Genomic DNA, 21122 nt, shown 5'->3' with positions numbered 1-21122 from the left:
TCATGCCCGCCTCCCTCGGCTCAGTGCCGCACCGACCGCGCCGACCAGCAGCAGCGCGGCCCCGCCGACGACCGCCCCGAGCACCCGGTGCTGTCGGCGCACCCGGCGGCGAACCTCCGCGTACGGGGTGGTGGAGAACGACACCAGCTCGTACTGGGAAACGTACCGGCCGGGCAGGGCCCGTTCCAGTGCGTGCTCCACCCGCCGCCGGGTCTGGAAGACCGGGGAGGCGACCTTGTCCCGCATCTCCACGAAGTTGGTCAGCGCCATCGTCGCGATGGCCTCGACGTTCTCCTGTCGGCGCCGCTGGAACAGCGGCAGCGCCGCCAACCAGTCGTCGGCGCACTCGTCCAGGCAGCGGTCCAGTTCCACCACGTCCTCGAAGGCGCAGTTGGCGCCCTGGCCGTAGAACGGCACGATGGCGTGCGCCGCGTCGCCGAGCAGGCCGACCTTGCCGTTGACCTGCCACGGGGTGCAGCGCACGGTGCCGAGCACGCCCACCGGGTTGTGCTGGTAGTCGTCGACGAGGTTCGGGGCCAGCGGGACCACGTCCGGGTAGTGCTCGGTGAAGTGCCGTTCGATCTCCGCCGGGCCGGTCAGCGAGGCGAAGCTGCCGGCGCCGTCGTTGGGCCAGAACAGCGTGCAGGTGAAGGAGCGGTCCGGGTTCGGCAGCGCGATCATCATCGAGTTGCCCCGCGGCCAGATGTGCAGCGCGTCCGGGTCCAGGGCGAAGTCCCCGCCCAGCGGCGGAATCGTCAGCTCCTTGTAGCCGTAGTCGAGGAAGTCCACGCTCTCGTCCAGCAGCCCGTACGCCAGCAGTTGCCCGCGCACTGCGGAGCCGGCGCCGTCGGCACCCAGCACGACCGACGCCTTCGCCGCGACCGTGCCCTGCGGGGTCTCGAAGCTCAGGGCGCCGTCGGTCGGGTCGAGCCCGACCAGCCGGTGATCGAAGACGACCCGCACCCCGGGCAGCGCGGCGGCCTCGTCCAGCAGGGCGTTGTTCAGCGCACCCCGGCTGATCGAGTTGATCGCCCGGTCGCCGGCCGCGCTGTACGACTGGAACTGCTGTTCGCCCTCGACCGGGTGGATCATCCGGCCGCGCATCGGCAGCGCGTCGGTCATCACCTGCTCGGCCAGCCCGATCCGGCGCAACGCGTCCAGGCCGCGCTCGGAGAGCGCCAGGTTGATCGAGCGACCGCGTTCGGTGGTGCCGGCGCGCGGGTCGGAGCGGCGCTCGTAGAGGGCCACCGGGTAGCCACGCCGGGCCAGGAAGCAGGCCGCCAGACAACCGGCCAGACCGGCACCGATGATCGCGATCTCGTCACGCCGCGCGGTCATGAGGTCGCCCCCACCGTCGCGGCGAGCGCGGTGGCGGCACGCCAGCAGTCGAGGTACGTGGAGTAGAGCGGCACCGGCGCGAACCGCACGACATCGGGTTCGCGGGCGTCGGCGATGACACCGTGTTCGTACCGTAGGCGTTTGGTCAGCTCGGCGGCGCTGCCGGAACCGATGCGCACGGAGAGCTGGCAGCCCCGGCGGGCCGGGTCGCGCGGGGTGACCACCCGCAGCGGCCGGCCGACGGTCACCTCGTCGAGCAGTGACTCCAGCCAGCCGGTGAGGCGCTGGCTGCGCTCGCGCAGCGCGGTCATCCCCACCGCGTCGAACAGCTCCAGCGAGGTACGCACCGGGCCCATCGCGAAGATCGGCGGGTTGGAGATCTGCCAGGCCTCCACGGTGGCCGGTGGCCGGGACACCGGTGTCATCTCGAACCGGGTGGCCGCCGCGGTGCTCCACCATCCCTCGAACCGGGGCAGGTTCTCGTCGCCGAGGTGGCGCTCGTGCACGAAGACGCCCGCCAGCGCGCCCGGGCCGGAGTTCAGGTACTTGTAGGAGCACCACGCGGCGAAGTCGACGTCCCAGTCGTGCAGGGCCAGCGGCACGTTGCCGACCGCGTGGGCCAGGTCCCAACCGACCACCGCGCCGGCGGCCCGGCCGGCAGCCGTGATCGCCGGGATGTCCAGCAGCTCACCGGTGAGGTAGTTGACCCCGCCGAGCAGCAGCAGCGCCACCCGGTCGCCCTCGGCGGCCAGGTAGTCGGTCACGTCCTCGGTGCGCAGGGCGTCCTCACCCGCGCGCGGACGCAACCGGACCACTGTGTCGTCCGGGTCCAGGCCGTGGAACCGGGCCTGGCTGCGCACGGCGTAGCTGTCCGAGGGGAACGCGGCGTCCTCGATGACGATGCGGGTGCGCGCGCCGGCCGGTCGGTAGAAACTCACCATCAGCAGGTGCAGGTTGACGGTGAGCGAGTTCATCACCACGGCCTCCGCGGGCCGGGCGCCGACCAGTCGCGCGGCCGGCCCGGTCAACAACTCGTGGTACGGCAGCCAGGGGCGCTCCGCCTCCAGGTGCCCCTCCACGCCGAGCCGCCCCCACGCGTCCAGGTCGGCCAGGAGTTCGTCGCGGGTGGCCCGAGGTTGCAGGCCGAGCGAGTTGCCGGCCAGGTACGCCGACTCGGGGTGGTCGCCGCCGTCGGCCGGCGGCACGTGGAACAGGTGCCGGTGGCCGGGGTCGGCCTCGTCACGGCGATGCGCTTCCGCCTCGCCGGCGGCGAGGCGGTGCGGCTCGGCTTCAGGGGTCGTCATTGCTTGTTCTCGCTCTCCGGTCACATCGCGGTGCGGGCCGACCACAGCTCCGGGAAGACCACCCGGGCCATGCTGCGCTGCAACCACGCCAGGCCGGCGGAGCCTCCGCTGCCGACCTTGGCGCCCATCGTCCGCTGCACCGCCTTGACGTGGTTCCAGCGCCAGTCGCCGAACTCCTCGGCGACGGCGCTCAGCGCCTCGCCGAGCAGCCGCAGGTGATTGTCCGGGCTGGCGTCGTCGTAGATCCGTACCCAGGCCGCCTCGACCAACGGGTGCGGGTCGTGTTCGACGGCCACGTCCCGGTCGAGCAGGTCGGCGGGGAGGTCGAAGCCGCGCCGGGCGAGTAGCGCGAGCACGTCGTCCCAGAGACTCGGGGTGGACAGCGCGGCGCTCAGTTCGGCATGCACCTCGGTCTGCCGGCGGAACGGGCGGATCAGCGTCGGGTCGCGCAGCCCGAGCAGGAACTCCAACTGCCGGTACATCGCCGACTGGAAGCCGGAGGCCTCGCCGAGCAGATTGCGGAACCGGTTGAAGTCGGCCGGGCTCATCCAGCGCAGGCCCTGCCAGGCGGCGTTGAGCCCCTCCAGGTGCAGCTTGGCTCGGCCCAGCGGGGCCAACGCCTCCCAGATCTGGTCGGCGCGGATCAGCCGCTGGGTCTCCCGCAGCTCGTGGCAGGTCAGCCCGAAGTACAGCTCCATGATCTGACTGACCATCAGGAAGGACATCTCGCCCGGGTCGCTGCTGAGTGGGTGCTGCATCTTGTGCAGGGCGCTGGCCTGCACGTACGCGTCGTACGGCACCATGTCGGCGAACTCCAGGGTCGGCTCGCCGCCGGTGCGCTCCGCCTGCGCGGCACGCTGCCCGGGGGTCACCGGTTGCACCGTGGCACGGCGGTTCGGCACCCGCCGCTCCGTCTGATCCACCATCTCGTCTCCCTCCCCCGGACTAGCCGACGTCATGATCTCGCGGTCGGATCGGCCTGCGGAATGCCGAATCAACGGCTCTCGCCGGCTTCTCCTGGCAAACCAAAGGCAACTAGGCGAAGTCGGTTCACGAAAGTAAGGTCTGAGCGTGGACGACATGGACTGGGCGCTGCTGCGCGAGTTGCAGGCCGACGCGCGGCTCTCCTTCAGCGAGTTGTCCCGGCGGGTGCACCTGTCGCCACCGTCCGTCGCGGAGCGGGTCCGCCGGCTGGAGGAGGCCGGGATCATCACCGGCTACCACGCCCACGTCGACCTGAGCCGCGCCGGCCGTACCGTGGTCGCCCTGATCCGGATGTCCTGCTACGGCGCGCGGTGCATCCTGCACGACCCGGCGGTGGCCGACTGGCCGGAGATCCTGGAGATCCACCGGATCACCGGGGACGCGTGCAGCGTGCTGAAGGTGGCGGCCGGTTCGATCGGCGCGTTCGAGGGGGTCATCGACCGTCTCGCCCCGTACGGCCAACCGTCGAGCACGATGGTCCTCTCCTCCCCGCTGAACTGGCACCCCGTCACCCCCCTCCCCACCACCGGCCCCATCCCCCGCCCACGCTGACCCCACCCCACCTCACCCCACCTCCCCGCGATCTTGCAGTTTCTGTTGGTGAAATGCCGGCTAAGCGCCGATTCGTCACCGCAGAAAGTGCAAGATCGCGAGCGTTGGTGGGTGCGGGGCGGGGTGCGGGGCGGGTTTGCCTCCCCGCCAGCGGGAAAGCAGCGCGCGTGCCCAGGGGAGGGTTCCGGCGGTCGTCGCCGGTTGGGGGGAAATCATGCAGGCAATCCGCACGATCAACCGCGCGCTCTCGTCCGCACTGACACTGGTGGGGTTGGTCGGGGCGTTCGTCCTGTTGTCGGTCGCGCCGGCGCGAGCCGGCGAGAACGTCTTCGTCGAAGTGACACCGAACAGCGCCCAGGCCGGCAGCCGGGTCAGCATCAAGGCGAGCTGCGACAACGACAACAACAACCGGCAGTCCAGCGTGCACTCCGACGCGTTCGGGCACGTTCAGCTCAAACCGGACAAGGGCTTCCTGACCGCGCAGGTCACCATCGCAAGGGACAAGCCGGCCGGTGACTACCCGGTCGACCTGCGCTGCGAGAACGGCCAGACGTCGTCGACCACGCTGACCGTGCTGAACATGGCCTCGCCCAGCAAGGGCCCGGCGACCGGTGGCGGTGGGATGGCCGGCGGGCGCGGCACCGGCTCGCTGCTGGTGCTCGGTGGCGTGGCGTTGGTGGCCACCGCGATCGTGCTCGGGATGGCCGGCGGCCGACGTCGACCGGGAGCCGGCTCCTGAGCCGGATCACCCATGACCCGCAGATCCGCGCGTGCGCGGCCGAACCGCCGCGTCCGCCTCCGGGCCGGGCCGGCGCTGCGCGCGTCCGGCCGGGTGGTGGCCCGCGTCTCCGGACGGCTGCGCCGGGTCGCCGGGCAGGCCGTGTCGGCCAGCGTCACCACCACCGATCCGGCCGCCCGCCCGCTGCCACCGCGGCGCCCGGCCGGGCCGTCGTCGGCCCGACACCGGTTCGGTACGAGCCCCGGGTTCCCGGTGCTGGCCATCGCCGCGCTGATGGTGCTGATCGTGGCGATGCTCGGCGTCGAGCAGGTGACCGGCATGAGCCTGCTGCCGGACCGGCTCAGCGCCGGACTGCGACCGCCGCCGAAGAAGTTCCCGGTGCTGCCGGCCAGCCAACCGACCAGCCTCGCCATCGAGAAGATCGACGTGCGGGCGCCCGTACACGACGTGGGTATCGCCCCGGACGGCACGATCGCCGTGCCGGACGCGGCCCGCGCCCAGGAGGCCGGCTGGTACGACCAGGGGCCCACCCCGGGCCAGTACGGCCCAGCCGTGATCGTCGGGCACGTCGACACCAACAGCGGGCCGGCGGTCTTCCACAAGCTCCGCGAGCTACGCTCCGGTGACGAGATCGAGGTCACCCGCACCGACCAGCGCGTGGCGGTCTTCGAGGTCAACTCGGTGGAGAAGTTCGACAAGGGCCGGCTGCCGGTGGACGAGGTGTACGGCGACTTCAGCCGCCCGAGCCTCCGACTGATCACCTGCGGCGGCCAGTGGGTCGGCGGCGAGACCGGCTACGCGGACAACGTGGTGGTCTTCGCCTCACTGGTCAAGGCGCGGTCCGGGTGAGGGCGGACAGATCTGAACCACGGGTCAGTTCTGGCCTGGGCTTGCCACGGGCAACCCTACGGCCCATCAACGCTTGCGGGGCTGATCGGCGCAACGCTCTGGGCACCTCAACCTCGACGAGGGCGGAGGAAGCCAGCGGGACGTCTCCGTGGCTGTTGAGCCAGGAGACGAGGTCAGCGCTGCACGCCTCCTGCCGAACCAGCGTCGACGTAATCGGCGAGCCGGGCGGCCCCGGTGAGCATGGCCCGGCCTCGCTCGGTGAGCCGTTGCCGCCACTGGAACAGCGAGGCGGCGAGCGGTTCGGCACCGCCAGCGTCGCGCACTCGACGCAGCACGCCGGCGATGTGGTCGAGCCGGTAGCCACCGCGGCGCAACAGGTGGGCCAGTTCGGCGTCCCGGACGTCGTCGGCACGGTAGAGCCGGTAGCGGGTCACCGGATCACGTACCGGTCGCAGCACCCCGGCCCGCTCCCACTTGCGCAGCGTGGCTGGCTGTAGACCGAGCCGGTGAGCCAACACGCTGATCGGCACGGCTTTCTGGCTCTGCGGTTGCGGTCTCGTTCCGGTGAGCGTCGCCACCGCCGCCTCGACCGCGTCCAGGGTTTCGCGATCGCGCTGGAGCAGGGCATGACCCTCGTCGATCGTGCGCAACGCCGTGTCGATCGCACCCCGGTTGACGGCCCGCATGATCTCGCCGCTGGCCGCATGGCCGTGGCCCGGGATCAACGCGAGGTAGGCACGCAGCGCCTTGACGTGCAGCTCGGTGAAGCGACGGTAGCCGTTCGGGGTGCGCTGGGCCGGCGGCAGGACGCCGTCTCGTTCGTAGTTGCGTACGGCCTGCGCGGAGAGGCCGTGGACGCGCGCGAGATCGACCGGTCGGCGTACCACTGGGTTTGAAGGTTTTGTTGCTGCCACCGCGCTCCGCTGCTCGTGAGTTTCAACCGCTGGTTCAACGATACGGTTCATGGAATGTCATCTTTTCTCGACCTGCTGGCGGTATCCCCGGACCTGCTCGCGCTCGGCGAACCGACGCATGGTGAGTCCGCCTTCCTCCAACTCCGCAACGAGGCTTTTCTGTCGCTGACCGAGCGCGGCTACCGCTCGATCGCCGTGGAGAGCGACCGGGCGGCCGGGCTGATCGCCGACGAGTTCGTGCAGGGCGTCGCCGCCGTGACGCTCGACCAGGCGCTCGCCGAAGGGTTCAGCCACGGATTCGGGGCAGCCCCGGCCAACCGCGACCTCCTGCTGCGGATGCGGGAGTGGAACGCCGGACGGCCGGCCGCCGAGCGCCTGACGTTCCACGGCTTCGACGCCCCGGTCGAGCTGGAGAGTGCTCCGAGCCCGCGCCGGCATCTCACCCAGGTCTGCCGGTTCCTCGGCCTGGACCGGGCTGCCGAGATCGACGACCTGATCGGGGACGAGGCGCGGTGGAGTGACACGGCCGCGATCTGGGAACCCGGTCGATCGGTCGGGCGCTCGACCGACGCCCAGCGACTGCGGGTGCTCGCCGACGACCTGCTGACCGAGCTGTACCTGCGGGCGCCGGGGAAGTCAGCGGGCTGGCGGGCGGCATTCGTGCACGCCACGGCCGCTGTCGCGTTGCTGCGCTACCACGCCGCGGCCGCCGCACCACTGGCCCAGGAGGAACGCTTCGCCCGCCTGGCAGCGGTCCGGGACGCGCTGATGGCCGAGAACCTGCTCGCGATCCGATCGGCCGAGGCACACCGCGGGCCCACACTGGTCTTCGCGCACAACACGCACCTCCAGCGTCATCTGAGCACGATGACGCTGGCCGACTCGCAGGTGTCCTGGGCCGGCGCCGGCGCCATCATCGCGTCGCTGCTGGGCGACCGGTACGCGGTGATCGCCGGCAGCCTCGGCGCGAGCCCGGCACTCGGCATCGGGCCGCCCGCCCCTGCCACCTACGAGGGCCGGCTCCAGCAGGAGACCAACCTTCCCCGGTATCTGCCGACGTCCGGCATCGGAGCGGCCGAGCAGCGGACGCACGACTACCGCTACTTCCCGCTGGACCAGGCCACCATCGAACACGCCGACGCGGTCCTGCACGTCCCGACCGGTGTCGACACGGCCGTGCTCGCCGACCGGATCGCCGCACTGCCCGGCACCGAGCAGATCGTGGCGAGCGAGGAGAACGGATCACCCGAGGCGGCCTGGGGCGACCGGTTCTTCTTCGTCGGCCCGGACCGCCGCCAGCCGTTCGCCACCATCGTCGAGCACGACGTGCCCGGCTTCGACGAGGCCGCACAGCTTGACCGGCCCGGCGTCTTCCGCCTCAACCTGGACCTGGGCCGGGCCGAGTTCGAGCGGCTGTTCGGCTTCCCGCCCAAGGCGTTCGAGGAGCACCGGCACGAGTTCGACTTCGCTCGACTGGACACCCTCGTACCGCACCCGGGCTACGCACAGTACGGCTTCGCCAGCATCGTCATGCCCGGTCCGCAACTGCTGCCCGAGATCGACCGGCTACTCGCGATCGCGCACCGCCGAGCGGTCGACCGCCACGAACGCGCAGCGCGCCGGGCAATCCGCCCGCAATCCGGAGCCTGACCACGCCGTGCGGGGTCAGGCGGCTGCCTCGGGCTCCCGCAGGTCCAGCCAGTCGGCCCAGCGGGGATCGGGGGCGCGGTGGCCCAGCACTCGCCAGGCGGTGCCCTTCGGGGCGGCCGGCAACGCGTTTAACCGCCACCCCATCTCGGCCGGCGTCTTGTCGCCCTTTGTGTGGTTGCACCGGGCACACGCGGCGACCACGTTCTCCCAGGCGTGCCGGCCACCCCGGCTACGCGGAAAGACGTGGTCGATGGTCTCGGCCGGACCCCGGCAGTAGGCGCACCGCCACCCGTCCCGGGCGAAGATCGCCCGGCGGGACAGCCCGACATGCGTTCGGTACGGCACCCGGACGAAGCGCGTCAGCCGGACCACGGATGGCACCGGGAGCGCGTCCCGGGCGCTGTGCAGGATGCCGTCACCGTCGGCGACGCAGACCGCCTTGGCGGAGAGGACCAGGATCGCGGCGCGACGCACCGACACGACACACAGCGGCTCGTAGGTGGCGTTGAGAACCAGCGCGCCGGAGCCCACCGTGGGTCGTATGTCAGGCATCGCGCTCACCCTCCCGGTTCAGCGGCTGCTGGGGACCGCCGCCGACCGGGGCCGGGCACAAGGGCCCACACGGTCGACGCCGGGCCGATCACCGACGTCCGTTGCGCCAATAGTCCCTGATCGGACCCCGGATTGCACGTACTAATCTCTCTTCTGGTAAGCGGATCACCCGCGCCGGGACGGGCAGCTGCTCCAGCCTGGGCGGACGCTGACGTGCGACACCCCGCCGCCGGTCTCACCGGTACCGGACCTGCCCCGGCCGGTGGGTCGGCGGCGGGCGCTCGGGCCCCTTGCGGTACGAAGACATAGTGAGTGCCGCCAGCGTGACGCCCCTAGCCCTGTCCGACGCCGTCTCGGTGAGCTGCCAGGGCAGCACCTCCTGCGAGTGGATCTACCGGATCACCGGGTCGGCCTGGTTCGCCGAGGGAAGCTACTGGATCCTGCTCAAACCGCTTCGGGTGCTGCTGATCCTGGCGTTGGCGATGGTGGCCCGCTGGGCGCTGCACCGGACGATCGACCGGTTGGTTCGGACCACCACCGACGGTGCGGTGCCGACGATGCTGCGACCGCTGCGCGAGCGGGTACCCACCGCCGCGGTCGACCCCGCCGAGTTCGTGCCCGAGCGACGGAGGCAGCGGGCCGAGGCGATCGGATCGGTGCTGCGCAGCCTGACCACCGCTTTCGTCTTCGGCATCGCGCTGCTGATGATCCTGCGGGAGTTCAGCTTCGACCTGGCACCGCTGCTGGCCAGCGCGGGGATCGCCGGCGTCGCGCTGGGCTTCGGCGCGCAGAGCCTGGTGAAGGACCTGATCGCGGGCCTGTTCATGCTGATCGAGGACCAGTACGGCGTGGGTGACAACGTCGACCTGGGCGAGGCGATGGGCGTGGTCGAGTCGGTCGGCCTGCGAGTCACCACGGTGCGCGACGGCCGCGGCGTGCTCTGGTACATCCGCAACGGCGAGATCATCCGGGTGGGCAACAAGAGCCAGGGCTGGGCCCTCGTGGTGGTGGACCTGCCGATCGGTTTCAACAGCACCGAGGAGGCCACCGCGGTGCTGCGGACCGCGGCCGCCTCGGTCGCGATGGACCCGGAGTTGTCACCGGAGATCGTGGAGGCGCCTGAGGTGCTGGGTGTCGAGCAGGTGACGGTGGACGGCGCGGTCATCCGCACCGTGGTGAAGACGACAGCGGACGGGCAGTTCGCGGTGGGCCGGGAACTGCGTCGGCGTCTCGCCGAGGCGCTGGAGAATTCGGGGATCACCGCGCAGATCGCTGCGGCCCGCATCTATCCCGGCCTGTCGCCCCGGCCGTTGCCCGAGGGTGAGACCGGTCAGGGCGGCGCCACCTGACACCGCCGACACTGTCCGGCAATTCAGGGGTCGCGATCCGGCCGGCCCCTCGGGTATCGTCCGTTCGTTCAGTCGGGGAGGCGACGAACGGCCCGTTCGACCTAGCTAGTTGTCAGACGATCGGGCAGAATCCGGAGCACGCGTTCCCACCAAAGCGTGATCACATCCTCGCTGATCCGTAGATCTGACGAGCGCTTCCGGCCGGGCTGCCACGAGTGGCCGAGCCGGGGCCGATGGAGGCGACGGTGCCTGACGAGCGACCTTCCGCGGAAGGCCCCGCCACATTCCGCGAAGTCTTCGGCCAGCACGAGTTCCGGGCTGTGTTCGTGGCTGGCGCTCTGTCCTGGGTCGGCGACTATGTCGCGAAGGCCGCCGTCACCCTGCTCGTCTATCAGCAGACCCGGTCCGTCGCGCTCTCCGCGGCTGCCTTCGCGGTCAGCTTCCTGCCCTGGCTGCTCGGCGGTCCCGTGCTCGCCGCACTCGCGGAGCGGTACCCGTTCCGACGGGTGATGGTGGCATGCGACCTCATCCGGATGGCGCTGATGCTGCTCATCGCCATTCCGGGCCTGCCGTACCAGGCGGTGCTGGTGCTCATCTTCGCCGCCACGCTTGCCAACCCGCCGAGCCAGGCGGCGAAGTCCGCGCTGATCCCGCAGTTGCTCACCGGGGACCGACTGGTGCTGGGGCTGTCGCTGAACAGCAGCGTCGGGCAGGCCGCCCAGGTCGTGGGGTACGTCTTCGGCGCCGCTGTCGCCGCTGTCGACCCGGAGGCGGCGCTGCTGTTCAACGCGGTCACGTTCGGTCTCTCGGCGCTGCTGGTCCGCCTCGGTGTGCGCCACCGCCCGGCGGTGATGAACCCGGAGCACCGCAGCCACCTGCTGCAGGAGACTCGGCAGGGGTTCGGCATGGTCTTCCGCACACCGGTGCTGCGGGCCATCGCGGTGCTGGTGTTCAGTTCGATGCTCTTCTCGATCGTTCCCGAGGGTCTGGCCGCAGCCTGGGCCAACGAGGAGAGCCGCGGCGCGGTGAGCGCGGGCACCGCACAGGCGGCGATCATGGTGGCCAACCCGATCGGTTTCATCCTCGGTGGGCTGCTGGTGAGTCGCCTGTTCGGGCCGGCTCGCCGACTGAAGCTGATGCGGCCGCTCGCGGTGCTCGCCCCGTTGATGCTCGTACCGGTGCTGCTCGACCCCCCGCCGCTGGTGGTCGCGCTGCTCGCCGCGCTCTGCGGGTTCGCGGTCGCCGGCATGATGCCGATGGCCAACGGGTTGTTCGTCCAGGCGCTGCCCAACGGCTTCCGAGCCCGCGCCTTCGGGGTGATGGCCACCGGCATCCAGGTCATCCAGGGCCTCGCGGTGCTGGTCACCGGGATGCTCGCCGAACGGTTCCCCATTCCGATCGTGGTGGGGGTCTGGAGCGCAGCCGGGGTGGTGCTGATGGCGGTGGCCACGCTGCGTTGGCCGGACCGGCAGACGGTGGACGATGCGATCACTGCCGCCTCGTTGGCCAACGGCGATCCGCCGCCCTCCGGGCTCGGCGACCCGGCCAGCGACCGCCCGGTGGAAGGCACGTCCGACCCGCATGCCGGTGACGGCCACCGCCGGCACGCGGTCACCTGACCGCCGAACCGACCTCCACCCGTGCAGGCCGGGTGCCCGACATTCGGGGTTGTCGACCCGGCGTGATCCGACGCACGCCGTGCGGGTCGGGTCGTCACCGGACACACCTGGCAGGATGGAACGGTGACTTCCGCAGGTGAATCCGACCGTCCCGGTGCGTCGATGACCCTCTTCGAAGCGGTCGGCGGCGAACCCACCTTCCGCAAGCTGGTCGACGAGTTCTACGCCGGCGTCGCCACCGACCCCCTGCTGCGACCCATGTACCCGGAGGAGGACCTGGGCCCCGCCGCGGACCGGATGACCCTGTTCCTGATGCAGTACTGGGGCGGACCGAACACGTACTCCGCCCAGCGCGGGCACCCGCGGCTGCGGATGCGCCACGCGCCGTTCCGGATCGGCGCGGCCGAACGGGACGCCTGGCTGCGGAACATGCGCCGCGCCGTGGACCGGCTCGACCTTGAGCCGGAGATCGCCGCGACCCTCTGGGACTACCTGGAGCGGGCCGCGTACTTCATGGTCAACGTCGAGGACGACCCGGCAAACGGCGGCTGACCCACCCCACCGGCAGCGGCGTCAGAGCAGCGCGCCCTCGTCGTGCAGCCAGTCCACAAAGCTGGTGGCGACCGCCGCGCCGCAGTCGAGCATCTCGACCAGGAGCGCGTCGTGGGTGCCGGCACCCAGGGGCACCTGAAGCTCGGCGTAGATCGGTAGCTGACCGCGCTCGGTCGGGTCACCGATGTACGCCTTGCAGAACCGGCGGGTGTGGTTCCACTCGTTGACCACCCGGTACGCCCGGTCGGCCCAGTCCGGCGGGACCGTGGCGTGCGGACGTGCCCGCATGACCAGGATCTCGTCCTCCGGCCCTTCGAGGGTGACCAGCACCGCGTGCCGCTCCCACATCGCCAGCAGGTTGCCGTCGCCGTCGGCCAGATAACGCACGTCGAGCAGATCGAGCGCGTCACAGACCCGGCGCAGACTCACCGGCTCGACGGTGGCGGGCATCTCGGTCAGCACGGGCCGCTCGTTGGACGGGCAGTCGTCCCCCGGCTGTCGAGGGCTGGGCGGCCCGATCCGGACCGCGTTATCGACTGTGATCCCGCTTCGGGTTTCCGGATCGCCGCCGTCGGCGGGACCGGGGCGCCATGACCACCACGGCATCGCTCGCGCACCTCACTCCCCAGCGGATCCAGTCGCCTACGGTGCGTTGGATCCGAGGATGGACGGTACCCGGACAGCCGGGTTGAAGCACCCCCCCAACGACCGCCCCTGACCAGAAGAATGATCCGGGGTCATCCGTTCGGACGAGCGCTCAGGGGTGTCACGGCAAGATCCGTGGCCTTCTGCAACCAAGCCGCTCCGTGCGGTCCCACCAGGCCGACCCAACGACCGGCCACCCGCACCTGAACGGCGTCCCCGCCCTCGGCAGCCGCCGGGCCGTGGGCGGCGCCGAGGAAGCCCATCCGGACCACCCCCTGCACCAGCCGCTGCGGCACCTCGACCGGCGCGGCGGGCGTCCCGTCCGGGGTGATCAGCACCGCCACGTGGTCGAGTAACGCGTCACGCAGGGCCCGCTGGCCGACGGCACGGCCGGCCACACCCTGCTCGCTCGCCGTCCGCAGGGTGCCCGCCGCCGCGTCGGCGATCCGGCGCAACTCGGCAACTGGCAACGCCTCCACCTGGCGGCTCCGCGTCGGCGGCAGCGGCCACCGCCACTGGGCGTCCCGGCGGGTCGGCCGGGTCGTACCGCCCCGCTCCAGCTCGGCGAGCAGCTCCGCGGCCGCCACTGTGACGTCCTCCGCGACGCCGTCGGCCGGCCCACCGGCAACCGTGCGGACCACCAGGACCTGCCACGGCAGCCGGGCCCACAGGGCGACCCGGCCCGGTGCGCCGGCCGGCCGCAGCCGGACCGGCGCGACCGGATCCAACCGGACCAGCCTGGCCAGGAAGGCGCCCGCGTCCGCCACCCCGGCGACACCGTGGGTGGACGCCGCCGTCCGGCCCGGCTCGGCGGTGCCCGGCCGGGTCACGCCACACCGCCCTGCGGCGCGTACGTGAGCAGGAAGTCCCGTTCCTCGGTGGTGATCCGCCGGGGCACCTGGCGGGTCAGGTCGAACGGCACCAGCACCGAGCGGGCCCGGCTGGCCAGCACCTCACCGTCGTACAACTCGTAGGCGACTGTGAACCGGGAGGCCCGGATCTCCTCCACCCACAGCTCGATCCGCACTGTGGGTGCCGCCTCCGCGGTGGCCCGGCCGAGCGCGTAGTCGACCGGGCGCAGGTAGTCGACCTCGTGCCGGCGGATCACCACCCCGTCGGCGAACGACCCGACGCCCCAGGCCCGGCCGCCGGCGAACATCAACGCCACCCGCGCCTCCTCGTACAGGGTGAGGAAGCGCGAGTTGTTGACGTGGCCATACGCGTCCAGGTCGGACCAGCGCAGGGTGCAGTGGTAGACGAAGCGGTCAGACACCTTCTCGGCCGGTCAGTCGCGGGTCAGCTTGCGGTAGGTCACCCGGTGCGGCCGGGCAGCCTCCGCGCCGAGACGGTCGATCTTGTTCTTCTCGTACGCCTCGAAGTTGCCCTCGAACCAGAACCACCGGGACGGGTCCTGGTCGTCGCCCTCCCAGGCCAGGATGTGCGTGGCGACGCGGTCCAGGAACATCCGGTCGTGCGAGATGACCACGGCGCAGCCGGGGAACTCCAGCAGCGCGTTCTCCAGGCTGGACAGCGTCTCCACGTCCAGGTCGTTCGTCGGTTCGTCGAGCAGGATGACGTTGCCGCCGATCTTCAGGGTCAGCGCCAGGTTGAGCCGGTTTCGCTCACCGCCGGAGAGCACCTTCGTCGGCTTCTGCTGGTCCGGTCCCTTGAAGCCGAACGCGGCGATGTACGCCCGCGACGGCATCTCGACCTTGCCCACCATCAGGTAGTCCAGCCCGTCGGACACGACCTCCCAGACGGTCTTGTCGCCGTTGAGGCCCTCGCGGTTCTGGTCGACGTACGACAGCGAGACGGTGGGGCCGACCCGGACCTGGCCGCCGGTCGGCTCCTCCAGCCCGACGATGGTCTTGAACAGGGTGGTCTTGCCGACGCCGTTGGGGCCGATGATGCCGACGATGCCGTTGCGCGGCAGCGAGAACGACAGGTTGTCGATCAACAGCCGGTCGCCGAAGCCCTTGCTGAGGTCGACCGCCTCGATCACAGTGCTGCCCAGGCGCGGGCCCGGCGGGATCTGGATCTCCTCGAAGTCGAGCTTGCGGGTCTTCTCCGCCTCGTTGGCCATCTCGTCGTACCGGTCCAGGCGGGCCTTGGACTTGGTCTGCCGGGCCTTGGCGTTGGAGCGGACCCACTCCAGCTCCTCGGTGAGGCGCTTCTTCATCTTGGCGTCGCGGCGGCCCTCGACGGCCAGCCGGGCGGCCTTCTTCTCCAGGTAGGTGGAGTAGTTGCCCTCGTAGCCGATGGCCCGGCCGCGGTCGAGCTCGAGGATCCAGCCGGCCACGTTGTCGAGGAAGTACCGGTCGTGGGTGATCGCCATGACGGTGCCGGCGTACTTCGCCAGGTGCTGCTCCAGCCAGGAGACGCTCTCGGCGTCCAGGTGGTTGGTGGGCTCGTCGAGCAGCAGCAGGTCGGGCGCCTCCAGCAGCAGCTTGCAGAGCGCGACCCGGCGACGCTCACCACCGGAGAGCTGGGTCACGTCGGCGTCCGGCGGCGGGCAGCGCAGCGCGTCCATGGCCAGTTCGAGCTTGGAGTCGACGTCCCAGGCGTCGAGGTGGTCCAGCTCCTCCTGGAGCTTGCCCATCTCCTCCATCAGCTCGTCGGAGTAGTCGGTGGCCATCTGCTCGGCGATCTTGTTGAACCGCTCCAGCTTGGCCTTGGTCTCGGCGACCGCCTCCTCGACGTTGCCGAGGACGGTCTTGGCCTCGTTGAGCGGGGGCTCCTGAGCGAGCATGCCGACGGTGTAGCCGGGCATGAGTCGGGCCTCGCCGTTGCTCGGCTTGTCCAGCCCTGCCATGATCTTGAGCAGGCTGGACTTACCGGCGCCGTTCGGACCGAGCACACCGATCTTGGCTCCCGGCAGGAAGCTCAACGTGACGTTGTCGAGCACGACCTTGTCGCCGTGCGCCTTGCGCGCCTTTTCCAGAACGTAGATGTACTGGGCCACGGTGCGGGCTACCTCCGTCGGTTGCTGTCGCTGATCGGCGGCGCGGCGCGGGCTGCGAGGACCGCCCGCCGCCGCCGGCCGGGAGCCGGCCGCGCGCACGCCATCGTCAATCCTGACAGGTACGGCGCGCTTCGCCCACATCACCCCGCCCCAGGTGTACCCGAGCGCGCCTCCTTGCCGACCGTGGTATCACCCGCTAGCGTACCTGGTATGACCAAGAAGATCGCCATCAGCGTGCCGGATGACGTGGCGGAGCGGCTGGCCGAGGAATCCAACGTCTCCGCCTTCATCACCGACTCCGTTCGTCAGCGGATGGCTGGCGAGCGCACGCGGCGGGCACTTCGACAGGTGGGCTTCCGGCTCACTGATGAAGGTCTCGCCGAGGCGGGCAGGCAACTCGACGAGGCACAGGCGAAGATCACCCCGGAACTGCGATCCAAGGCAGCTGCCCTGCTGGGCGCGGCGTCTCGCGGACGGATGACCATTCGTGACTGATGCCGGCCTCGTCCTCGACACGGGCTGCCTCCTCGCCTACTCGGAAGGCATGGAAGCGGTCGGGGAGCAGATTGCGAAAGTCGCGGACAAGGGGCAAGGCGTGATCGTCCCCGCGCTCTGCCTCGCAGCCGCGTACCGCCAGGTGACCAGCGACGGCTGGCCACTGCTCGACATCGTCGGCGACCTGGAGCAGGTCATGGTCACGCCCGTCGAGCACGACATGTGCGCCATTCTCGGCGGCTGGTCGCGAACCCTCGGCGGCATGGACCTGGCCCAGGCTGCGATGGAGGCGGCTCGGGCGATTACACCGATCATGACGGATCGGCGGGAGCTGCTCGGCGAGGTACTGCCGAAGGAATGGCCGATCATCGACCTCTGACCGGCGGGCTGTCGACAAGATCACCCTTAGGATTCGGTCGCACCGAGGCGGGTAGGAGACTCCGGCACGGGGCACAAGACGCCGCAGCTACGCTCAGTACGCTCATCGCGGTGGACCCGTCAGTACCCGGAGGTGGCCGATCGTGACCGTCCGTAGCTCCTTTGTCGTAGTGGCGAACCGTCTGCCGGTCGACGAGGTGAGCACACCCGAGGGCCGGCAGTGGCGACGCAGCCCTGGCGGGCTGGTCACCGCGCTGCATCCCGTACTCGCCGAACACAAGGGCACCTGGGTCGGCTGGGCCGGTGGCACCGGCGCCGCCCCCGAGCCGTTCGACCTGGAGGGCATCCGGCTGCACCCGGTCCCGCTCAGCGCCGAGGAACTGGAGCGCTACTACGAGGGCCAGTCCAACGCGACGATCTGGCCGCTCTACCACGACGCGGTGGAGACGCCGGCCTACAAGCGCCGGTGGCGGGAGGCGTACCGCCTGGTCAACGCCCGGTTCGCGGAGGCCGCAGCCGACGTGGCGGCCGAGGGCGCGACGGTCTGGGTGCAGGACTACCAGCTCCAGTTGGTGCCGGCGATGCTCCGTGAGCTCCGCCCGGACCTGCGGATCGGGTTCTTCCTGCACATCCCGTTCCCGCCGATCGAGCTGTTCATGCAGATGCCGTTCCGTACCGAGATCCTGCGCGGTCTGCTCGGCGCCGACCTGGTCGGGTTCCAGCAGCGGCTGGCCGCGCAGAACTTCGTCCGGCTGGCCCGGCACCTGCTCGGGCTGCGCTACGAGGGGCAGATGATCCAGGTCGACGGTCGGCAGGTGAAGGCGGGCGCCTTCCCCATCTCGATCGACACCCAGGAGATGGAGCGGATGGCCGCCGATCCGGCGATCCAGGCCCGGGCCAAGCAGATTCGCGCCGAGCTGGGCGACCCGAAGACGATAATCCTGGGCGTGGACCGGCTGGATTACACAAAGGGCATCGAGTTGCGGCTCAAGGCCTTCCGGGAGCTGCTGGCTGACGGAAAGTTGACAGTTCCCGACGCGGTCATGGTTCAGGTCGCCACGCCCAGCCGCGAGCGCGTGGAGCACTACCAGGCACTACGGGTGAAGGTGGAGCGCGAGGTCGGTCGGATCAACGGCGAGTTCGGCAGGGTCGGCGTGCCTGCGGTCCATTACCTCCATCAGTCGTACAGTCGCACTGAGCTGGCGGCGATGTACGTTGCTGCCGACGTGATGATGGTGACCCCGCTGCGAGACGGAATGAACCTCGTGGCGAAGGAATACGTAGCATCACGTGCCGACCAGGGTGGCGCGCTCGTACTCAGTGAGTTCGCCGGTGCCGCCACCGAGCTTCGCCAGGCATTTTTGTGTAACCCGCACGACCCGGACGCGGTCAAGGACGCCCTCCTCCGGGCAGTGCACGTGGAGAAAACCGAGGCACGCCGCCGGATGCGGACAATGCAACGTCACCTGCGTACCCACGACGTGGGCCACTGGGCCAAGTCTTTCCTCTCGGAGCTCGGAGTTCCCGAGGCGGAGGCCGAGTGAACACGTCCGTCAACGATGGGGCGGCAAACGCCACCGGGGTCATGGACCCTGAGTTGCGTTCCGCCATCGGCCGGATCGCCCGGGTCCCCCAACTACTGGTCGCCTGCGACTACGACGGCACGCTGGCGCCGATCGTGGAGGACCCGAGCACGGCCGTACCGCTGCCCGAGTCGGTCGCCGCGGTCCGCGCGCTCGCCGCGCTGCCGCAGACCACAGTGGCTGTGGTCTCCGGTCGGGCGCTGCGCGACCTGGCCGCACTCTCGCGGCTGCCCAGCGAGGTGCACCTCGTCGGCAGTCACGGCTCCGAGTTCGACATCGGCTTCGTCGAGCGGCTCTCCCCCGAGCTGGTCGCCGTGCGGACCCAGGTCCGCAACGCGCTGCGTGAGATCGCCGCCCAGCACCCGGGCATCCGGCTGGAACGCAAACCGGCGAGCGTCGCGATGCACACCCGTGGGGTCGACCCTCAGATCGCCGCCGCCGCCATCGAGGCGGTCCGCAACGGTCCGGCCACCTTCGACGGCGTCACGGTGACCCAGGGCAAGGAGGTCATCGAACTGTCCGTGGTGGCCACCCACAAGGGCACCGCACTCGACCAGCTGCGGACCCAGCTCGCCTCCAGCGCGGTGCTGTTCATCGGCGACGACATCACCGACGAGAACGGGTTCGGCCACCTGCACGGTCCCGACCTCGGCATCAAGATCGGCCCCGGCGACACCCAGGCCAGCTACCGGGTGGCCGACCCGCTGGAGGCCGCCCGCGCGCTGGCTCTGCTGCTGGAGACCCGGCGGCACTGGCTGTTCGGTGAGCGGGCGGTGCCGATCGAACGGCACTCCATGCTGGCAAACGGTCGTACCGTCGCTCTGCTCACCCCCGAAGCCAAGGTGAGCTGGCTCTGCCACCCCAAGCCGGATTCGGCGGCGATCTTCGCCGACCTGGTCGGTGGCAGCCCGGCCGGCCACTTCAGCATCACCCCGGAACGTGGCGGCATCCCGCTGGGCCAGCGCTACCGCTCCGGCACGATGACAGTGGAGACCCGCTGGTCCGGGCTCACCGTCACCGACTGGCTGGACAAGCCGGCCCGGGAAACCACCCCGGACGACAGCCCGGCGGTCATCACCGGCGACTCGACCCTGGTCCGGGTGCTGACCGGCAGCGGCAAGGCCAAGGTGGAGTTCGCGCCGAGGCCCGAGTTCGGTCAGGTGGCCGTCCAGTTGCAGCCGCTCGGCGACGGCCTGCTGGTGCTCGGCTCCAACGAACCGGTCGCGCTCTACGCCCCCGGCGTGGAGTGGGAGGTCGGCAACGACGGAGGGTACGAGACCGCCAAGGCGATCGTCGACCTCTCCGCCGCCGGTGGGCAGGTAGTGCTGGAGCTGCGCTTCGGCACGCACAGCCTGGAGCACCACCGGGTGCCGATCCACGAGCGGCAGGCCGCCGCCGAGCAGCCGTGGAAGGACTGGGTGGCCTCGCTGCGGCTGCCGTCCACCGCCCGTGACCTGGTCGCGCGCAGCGCCCTCACCCTGCGCGGGCTCTGCCACGAAGCCACCGGCTCGATCCTGGCCGCGGCGACCACCTCGCTCCCCGAGGAGCTGGGCGGCGTCCGCAACTGGGACTACCGCTACTGCTGGCTGCGCGACGCCGCGCTGACCGCCCGCGCACTTGTCGACCTGGGCTCCGTCGAGGAGGCCGAGGCGCTGCTGCGCTGGGTGGACGGCTGCATCGAGCGCACCGGCGGGCACCCGGAGCGACTGCACCCGCTCTACACCATCGACGGCTACGAGCTGGGTGCCGAGGCGGTCATCGACACGCTGCCCGGGTACGCCGGCTCCCGGCCGGTCCGGGTCGGCAACCTCGCCAACCACCAGTTGCAGCTGGACGTCTTCGGCCCGATCGCCGACCTGATCGCGGCCGTCGCCGACGCTCGCGGTTCGGTCCGCGACGACGAGTGGCGGGTCCTGGAGAACATGGTCGAGGCGGTCCGCCGCCGCTGGCACGAGCCCGACCACGGCATCTGGGAGGCCCGGCTGCCACCCCGGCACCACGTCTTCTCCAAGGTGATGTGCTGGATGACAGTCGACCGCGCGCTGCACGTGATGCGCGAGCACGGCGGCGAGGACCGGCCCGAGTGGAAGGACCTGCGCGACCGGATCGGCGCCAACGTGCTGGAGCACGGCTGGCACTCCGACGTCGAGGCGTACAGCGTCGCGTACGGGGACGAGGACATGGACGCCTCGTCGCTCTGGATCGGCCTCTCCGGCCTGCTCCCGGGTGACGACCCGCGCTTCCTGTCCACCGTCCTGCGGATCGAGGCGGACCTGCGCAGCGGCCCGGTCGTCTACCGCTACCACTGGGACGACGGCCTGCCCGGCCGTGAGGGCGGCTTCCACATCTGCACGGCGTGGCTGATCGAGGCGTACCTGCGCACCGGCCGCCGCACCGACGCCGAGGAGCTGTTCGCGCAGATGGTGCTGACCGCCGGCCCGACCGGGCTGCTCCCCGAGCAGTACGACCCGCTCGCCGAGCGCGGCCTGGGCAACCACCCGCAGGCGTACAGCCACCTCGGTCTGGTCCGCTGTGCCCTGCTGCTGGACAACATGCTCAAGCAGTAGTCGACAGCTCGTACGACGGGGTCGGAGCGCATGCTCCGGCCCCGTCGGTCACTGCGGGTACGGCAGGCTCGGTTGCCACCCGTACAGGTG

At 70.8% G+C, this 21122-nt stretch carries 20 protein-coding genes; 11 read left to right on the top strand and 9 right to left on the bottom strand.

Features of this window, described 5'->3' with window-relative positions; translation table 11 throughout:
• The 3 genes from PSH03_RS07145 to PSH03_RS07135 are packed head-to-tail and all read right to left on the bottom strand — an operon-like array spanning position 1 to position 3565.
• The gene (locus tag PSH03_RS07145) at positions 1-1338 is read right to left on the bottom strand and encodes an FAD-dependent oxidoreductase (protein ID WP_238688598.1); all 1338 of its coding nucleotides are present in this window, start codon (positions 1336-1338) and stop codon (positions 1-3) included.
• Positions 1335-2642: a kynureninase gene (gene kynU / locus PSH03_RS07140; protein ID WP_238688597.1), complete on the bottom strand. Its 1308-nt coding sequence runs from the start codon at positions 2640-2642 to the stop codon at positions 1335-1337. The genes PSH03_RS07145 and kynU overlap by 4 nt, the downstream gene beginning before the upstream one ends.
• A gap of 20 nt (positions 2643-2662) precedes the next feature.
• Positions 2663-3565 (bottom strand): tryptophan 2,3-dioxygenase, encoded by a 903-nt coding sequence (locus PSH03_RS07135; protein WP_238688625.1) that lies wholly within the window; start codon positions 3563-3565, stop codon positions 2663-2665.
• Between the two features lie 148 nt (positions 3566-3713).
• Between PSH03_RS07135 and PSH03_RS07130 the strand changes: the two genes are divergently transcribed.
• The 3 genes from PSH03_RS07130 (at position 3714) to PSH03_RS07120 (ending at position 5766) form a co-directional block, all read left to right on the top strand.
• Positions 3714-4178 (top strand): Lrp/AsnC family transcriptional regulator, encoded by a 465-nt coding sequence (locus PSH03_RS07130; protein ID WP_238688596.1) that lies wholly within the window; start codon positions 3714-3716, stop codon positions 4176-4178.
• Between the two features lie 214 nt (positions 4179-4392).
• Positions 4393-4917: a hypothetical protein gene (locus PSH03_RS07125; RefSeq protein ID WP_210787614.1), complete on the top strand. Its 525-nt coding sequence runs from the start codon at positions 4393-4395 to the stop codon at positions 4915-4917.
• Between the two features lie 12 nt (positions 4918-4929).
• Entirely contained in the window at positions 4930-5766 is an 837-nt protein-coding gene (locus tag PSH03_RS07120) for a class F sortase (RefSeq protein WP_210787613.1), read from the top strand.
• Positions 5767-5939: 173 nt separating this feature from the next.
• Here the strand turns inward: PSH03_RS07120 and PSH03_RS07115 are convergent, their stop codons facing one another.
• Complete coding sequence (locus tag PSH03_RS07115) at positions 5940-6653, bottom strand: MerR family transcriptional regulator (protein ID WP_238688595.1); 714 nt, start codon at positions 6651-6653, stop codon at positions 5940-5942.
• An 81-nt stretch (positions 6654-6734) separates the two neighbouring features.
• Here PSH03_RS07115 and PSH03_RS07110 point away from each other — a divergent pair, with 81 nt between their 5' ends.
• Positions 6735-8330: a DUF6194 family protein gene (locus tag PSH03_RS07110; RefSeq protein WP_238688594.1), complete on the top strand. Its 1596-nt coding sequence runs from the start codon at positions 6735-6737 to the stop codon at positions 8328-8330.
• Positions 8331-8345: 15 nt separating this feature from the next.
• On the opposite strand, the gene PSH03_RS07105 is transcribed toward PSH03_RS07110, so the two are convergent.
• Positions 8346-8882, bottom strand: a complete 537-nt coding sequence (locus PSH03_RS07105; protein ID WP_203150542.1) for an HNH endonuclease — start codon at positions 8880-8882, stop codon at positions 8346-8348.
• A gap of 290 nt (positions 8883-9172) precedes the next feature.
• On the opposite strand from PSH03_RS07105, the gene PSH03_RS07100 reads away from it, so the two are divergent.
• The 3 genes from PSH03_RS07100 (at position 9173) to PSH03_RS07090 (ending at position 12402) form a co-directional block, all read left to right on the top strand.
• Positions 9173-10231 carry a mechanosensitive ion channel family protein gene (locus PSH03_RS07100; protein ID WP_372494713.1) on the top strand — a complete coding sequence of 353 codons (1059 nt, stop codon included), beginning with the start codon at positions 9173-9175 and terminating at the stop codon, positions 10229-10231.
• Positions 10232-10464: 233 nt separating this feature from the next.
• Positions 10465-11850, top strand: a complete 1386-nt coding sequence (locus PSH03_RS07095; RefSeq protein ID WP_238688593.1) for an MFS transporter — start codon at positions 10465-10467, stop codon at positions 11848-11850.
• A gap of 123 nt (positions 11851-11973) precedes the next feature.
• Positions 11974-12402 carry a globin gene (locus PSH03_RS07090; protein WP_307850661.1) on the top strand — a complete coding sequence of 143 codons (429 nt, stop codon included), beginning with the start codon at positions 11974-11976 and terminating at the stop codon, positions 12400-12402.
• Between the two features lie 21 nt (positions 12403-12423).
• Here PSH03_RS07090 and PSH03_RS07085 read toward each other — a convergent pair whose 3' ends face one another.
• From PSH03_RS07085 to ettA, 4 genes are all read right to left on the bottom strand, one after another.
• Positions 12424-13008, bottom strand: a complete 585-nt coding sequence (locus PSH03_RS07085; RefSeq protein ID WP_112676053.1) for a type III secretion system chaperone family protein — start codon at positions 13006-13008, stop codon at positions 12424-12426.
• A 131-nt stretch (positions 13009-13139) separates the two neighbouring features.
• Complete coding sequence (locus PSH03_RS07080) at positions 13140-13877, bottom strand: DUF8185 domain-containing protein (RefSeq protein WP_210786152.1); 738 nt, start codon at positions 13875-13877, stop codon at positions 13140-13142.
• Entirely contained in the window at positions 13874-14320 is a 447-nt protein-coding gene (locus tag PSH03_RS07075) for an acyl-CoA thioesterase (protein ID WP_112584127.1), read from the bottom strand. The genes PSH03_RS07080 and PSH03_RS07075 overlap by 4 nt, the downstream gene beginning before the upstream one ends.
• A 12-nt stretch (positions 14321-14332) precedes the next feature.
• On the bottom strand, positions 14333-16009 hold the full coding sequence (gene ettA, locus PSH03_RS07070) for an energy-dependent translational throttle protein EttA (RefSeq protein ID WP_210786151.1): 1677 nt from the start codon (positions 16007-16009) through the stop codon (positions 14333-14335).
• Between the two features lie 210 nt (positions 16010-16219).
• On the opposite strand from ettA, the gene PSH03_RS07065 reads away from it, so the two are divergent.
• The 4 genes from PSH03_RS07065 (at position 16220) to otsB (ending at position 21032) form a co-directional block, all read left to right on the top strand.
• Positions 16220-16504, top strand: a complete 285-nt coding sequence (locus tag PSH03_RS07065) for a hypothetical protein (RefSeq protein ID WP_210786150.1) — start codon at positions 16220-16222, stop codon at positions 16502-16504.
• A complete protein-coding gene (locus PSH03_RS07060; RefSeq protein WP_210786149.1) occupies positions 16497-16883 on the top strand; it encodes a PIN domain-containing protein in 387 nt (128 codons plus the stop codon). The genes PSH03_RS07065 and PSH03_RS07060 overlap by 8 nt, the downstream gene beginning before the upstream one ends.
• A 142-nt stretch (positions 16884-17025) precedes the next feature.
• Positions 17026-18426: an alpha,alpha-trehalose-phosphate synthase (UDP-forming) gene (locus PSH03_RS07055; RefSeq protein ID WP_124817234.1), complete on the top strand. Its 1401-nt coding sequence runs from the start codon at positions 17026-17028 to the stop codon at positions 18424-18426.
• 41 nt (positions 18427-18467) lie between these two features.
• Positions 18468-21032, top strand: a complete 2565-nt coding sequence (gene otsB / locus PSH03_RS07050; protein ID WP_210786158.1) for a trehalose-phosphatase — start codon at positions 18468-18470, stop codon at positions 21030-21032.
• Positions 21033-21122: the final 90 nt, after the last annotated feature.

Source organism: Micromonospora salmantinae, assembly GCF_022230905.1.
Taxonomy (GTDB): domain Bacteria; phylum Actinomycetota; class Actinomycetes; order Mycobacteriales; family Micromonosporaceae; genus Micromonospora; species Micromonospora salmantinae.
Note: the sequence above shows the minus strand (reverse complement) of the source record. Positions and strands in the feature narration are given on the sequence as shown.

Bases quoted from the DNA above. Each gene is read 5' to 3' on its own strand.
- PSH03_RS07145 (WP_238688598.1), bottom strand. From the start codon at position 1,338: ATGACCGCGCGGCGTGACGAGATCGCGATCATCGGTGCCGGTCTGGCC.
- PSH03_RS07085 (WP_112676053.1), bottom strand. From the start codon at position 13,008: ATGCCGTGGTGGTCATGGCGCCCCGGTCCCGCCGACGGCGGCGATCCG.
- PSH03_RS07105 (WP_203150542.1), bottom strand. From the start codon at position 8,882: ATGCCTGACATACGACCCACGGTGGGCTCCGGCGCGCTGGTTCTCAAC.
- PSH03_RS07120 (WP_210787613.1), top strand. From the start codon at position 4,930: ATGACCCGCAGATCCGCGCGTGCGCGGCCGAACCGCCGCGTCCGCCTC.
- PSH03_RS07125 (WP_210787614.1), top strand. From the start codon at position 4,393: ATGCAGGCAATCCGCACGATCAACCGCGCGCTCTCGTCCGCACTGACA.
- otsB (WP_210786158.1), top strand. From the start codon at position 18,468: ATGGACCCTGAGTTGCGTTCCGCCATCGGCCGGATCGCCCGGGTCCCC.
- PSH03_RS07065 (WP_210786150.1), top strand. From the start codon at position 16,220: ATGACCAAGAAGATCGCCATCAGCGTGCCGGATGACGTGGCGGAGCGG.
- kynU (WP_238688597.1), bottom strand. From the start codon at position 2,642: ATGACGACCCCTGAAGCCGAGCCGCACCGCCTCGCCGCCGGCGAGGCG.
- PSH03_RS07110 (WP_238688594.1), top strand. From the start codon at position 6,735: ATGTCATCTTTTCTCGACCTGCTGGCGGTATCCCCGGACCTGCTCGCG.
- PSH03_RS07095 (WP_238688593.1), top strand. From the start codon at position 10,465: ATGGAGGCGACGGTGCCTGACGAGCGACCTTCCGCGGAAGGCCCCGCC.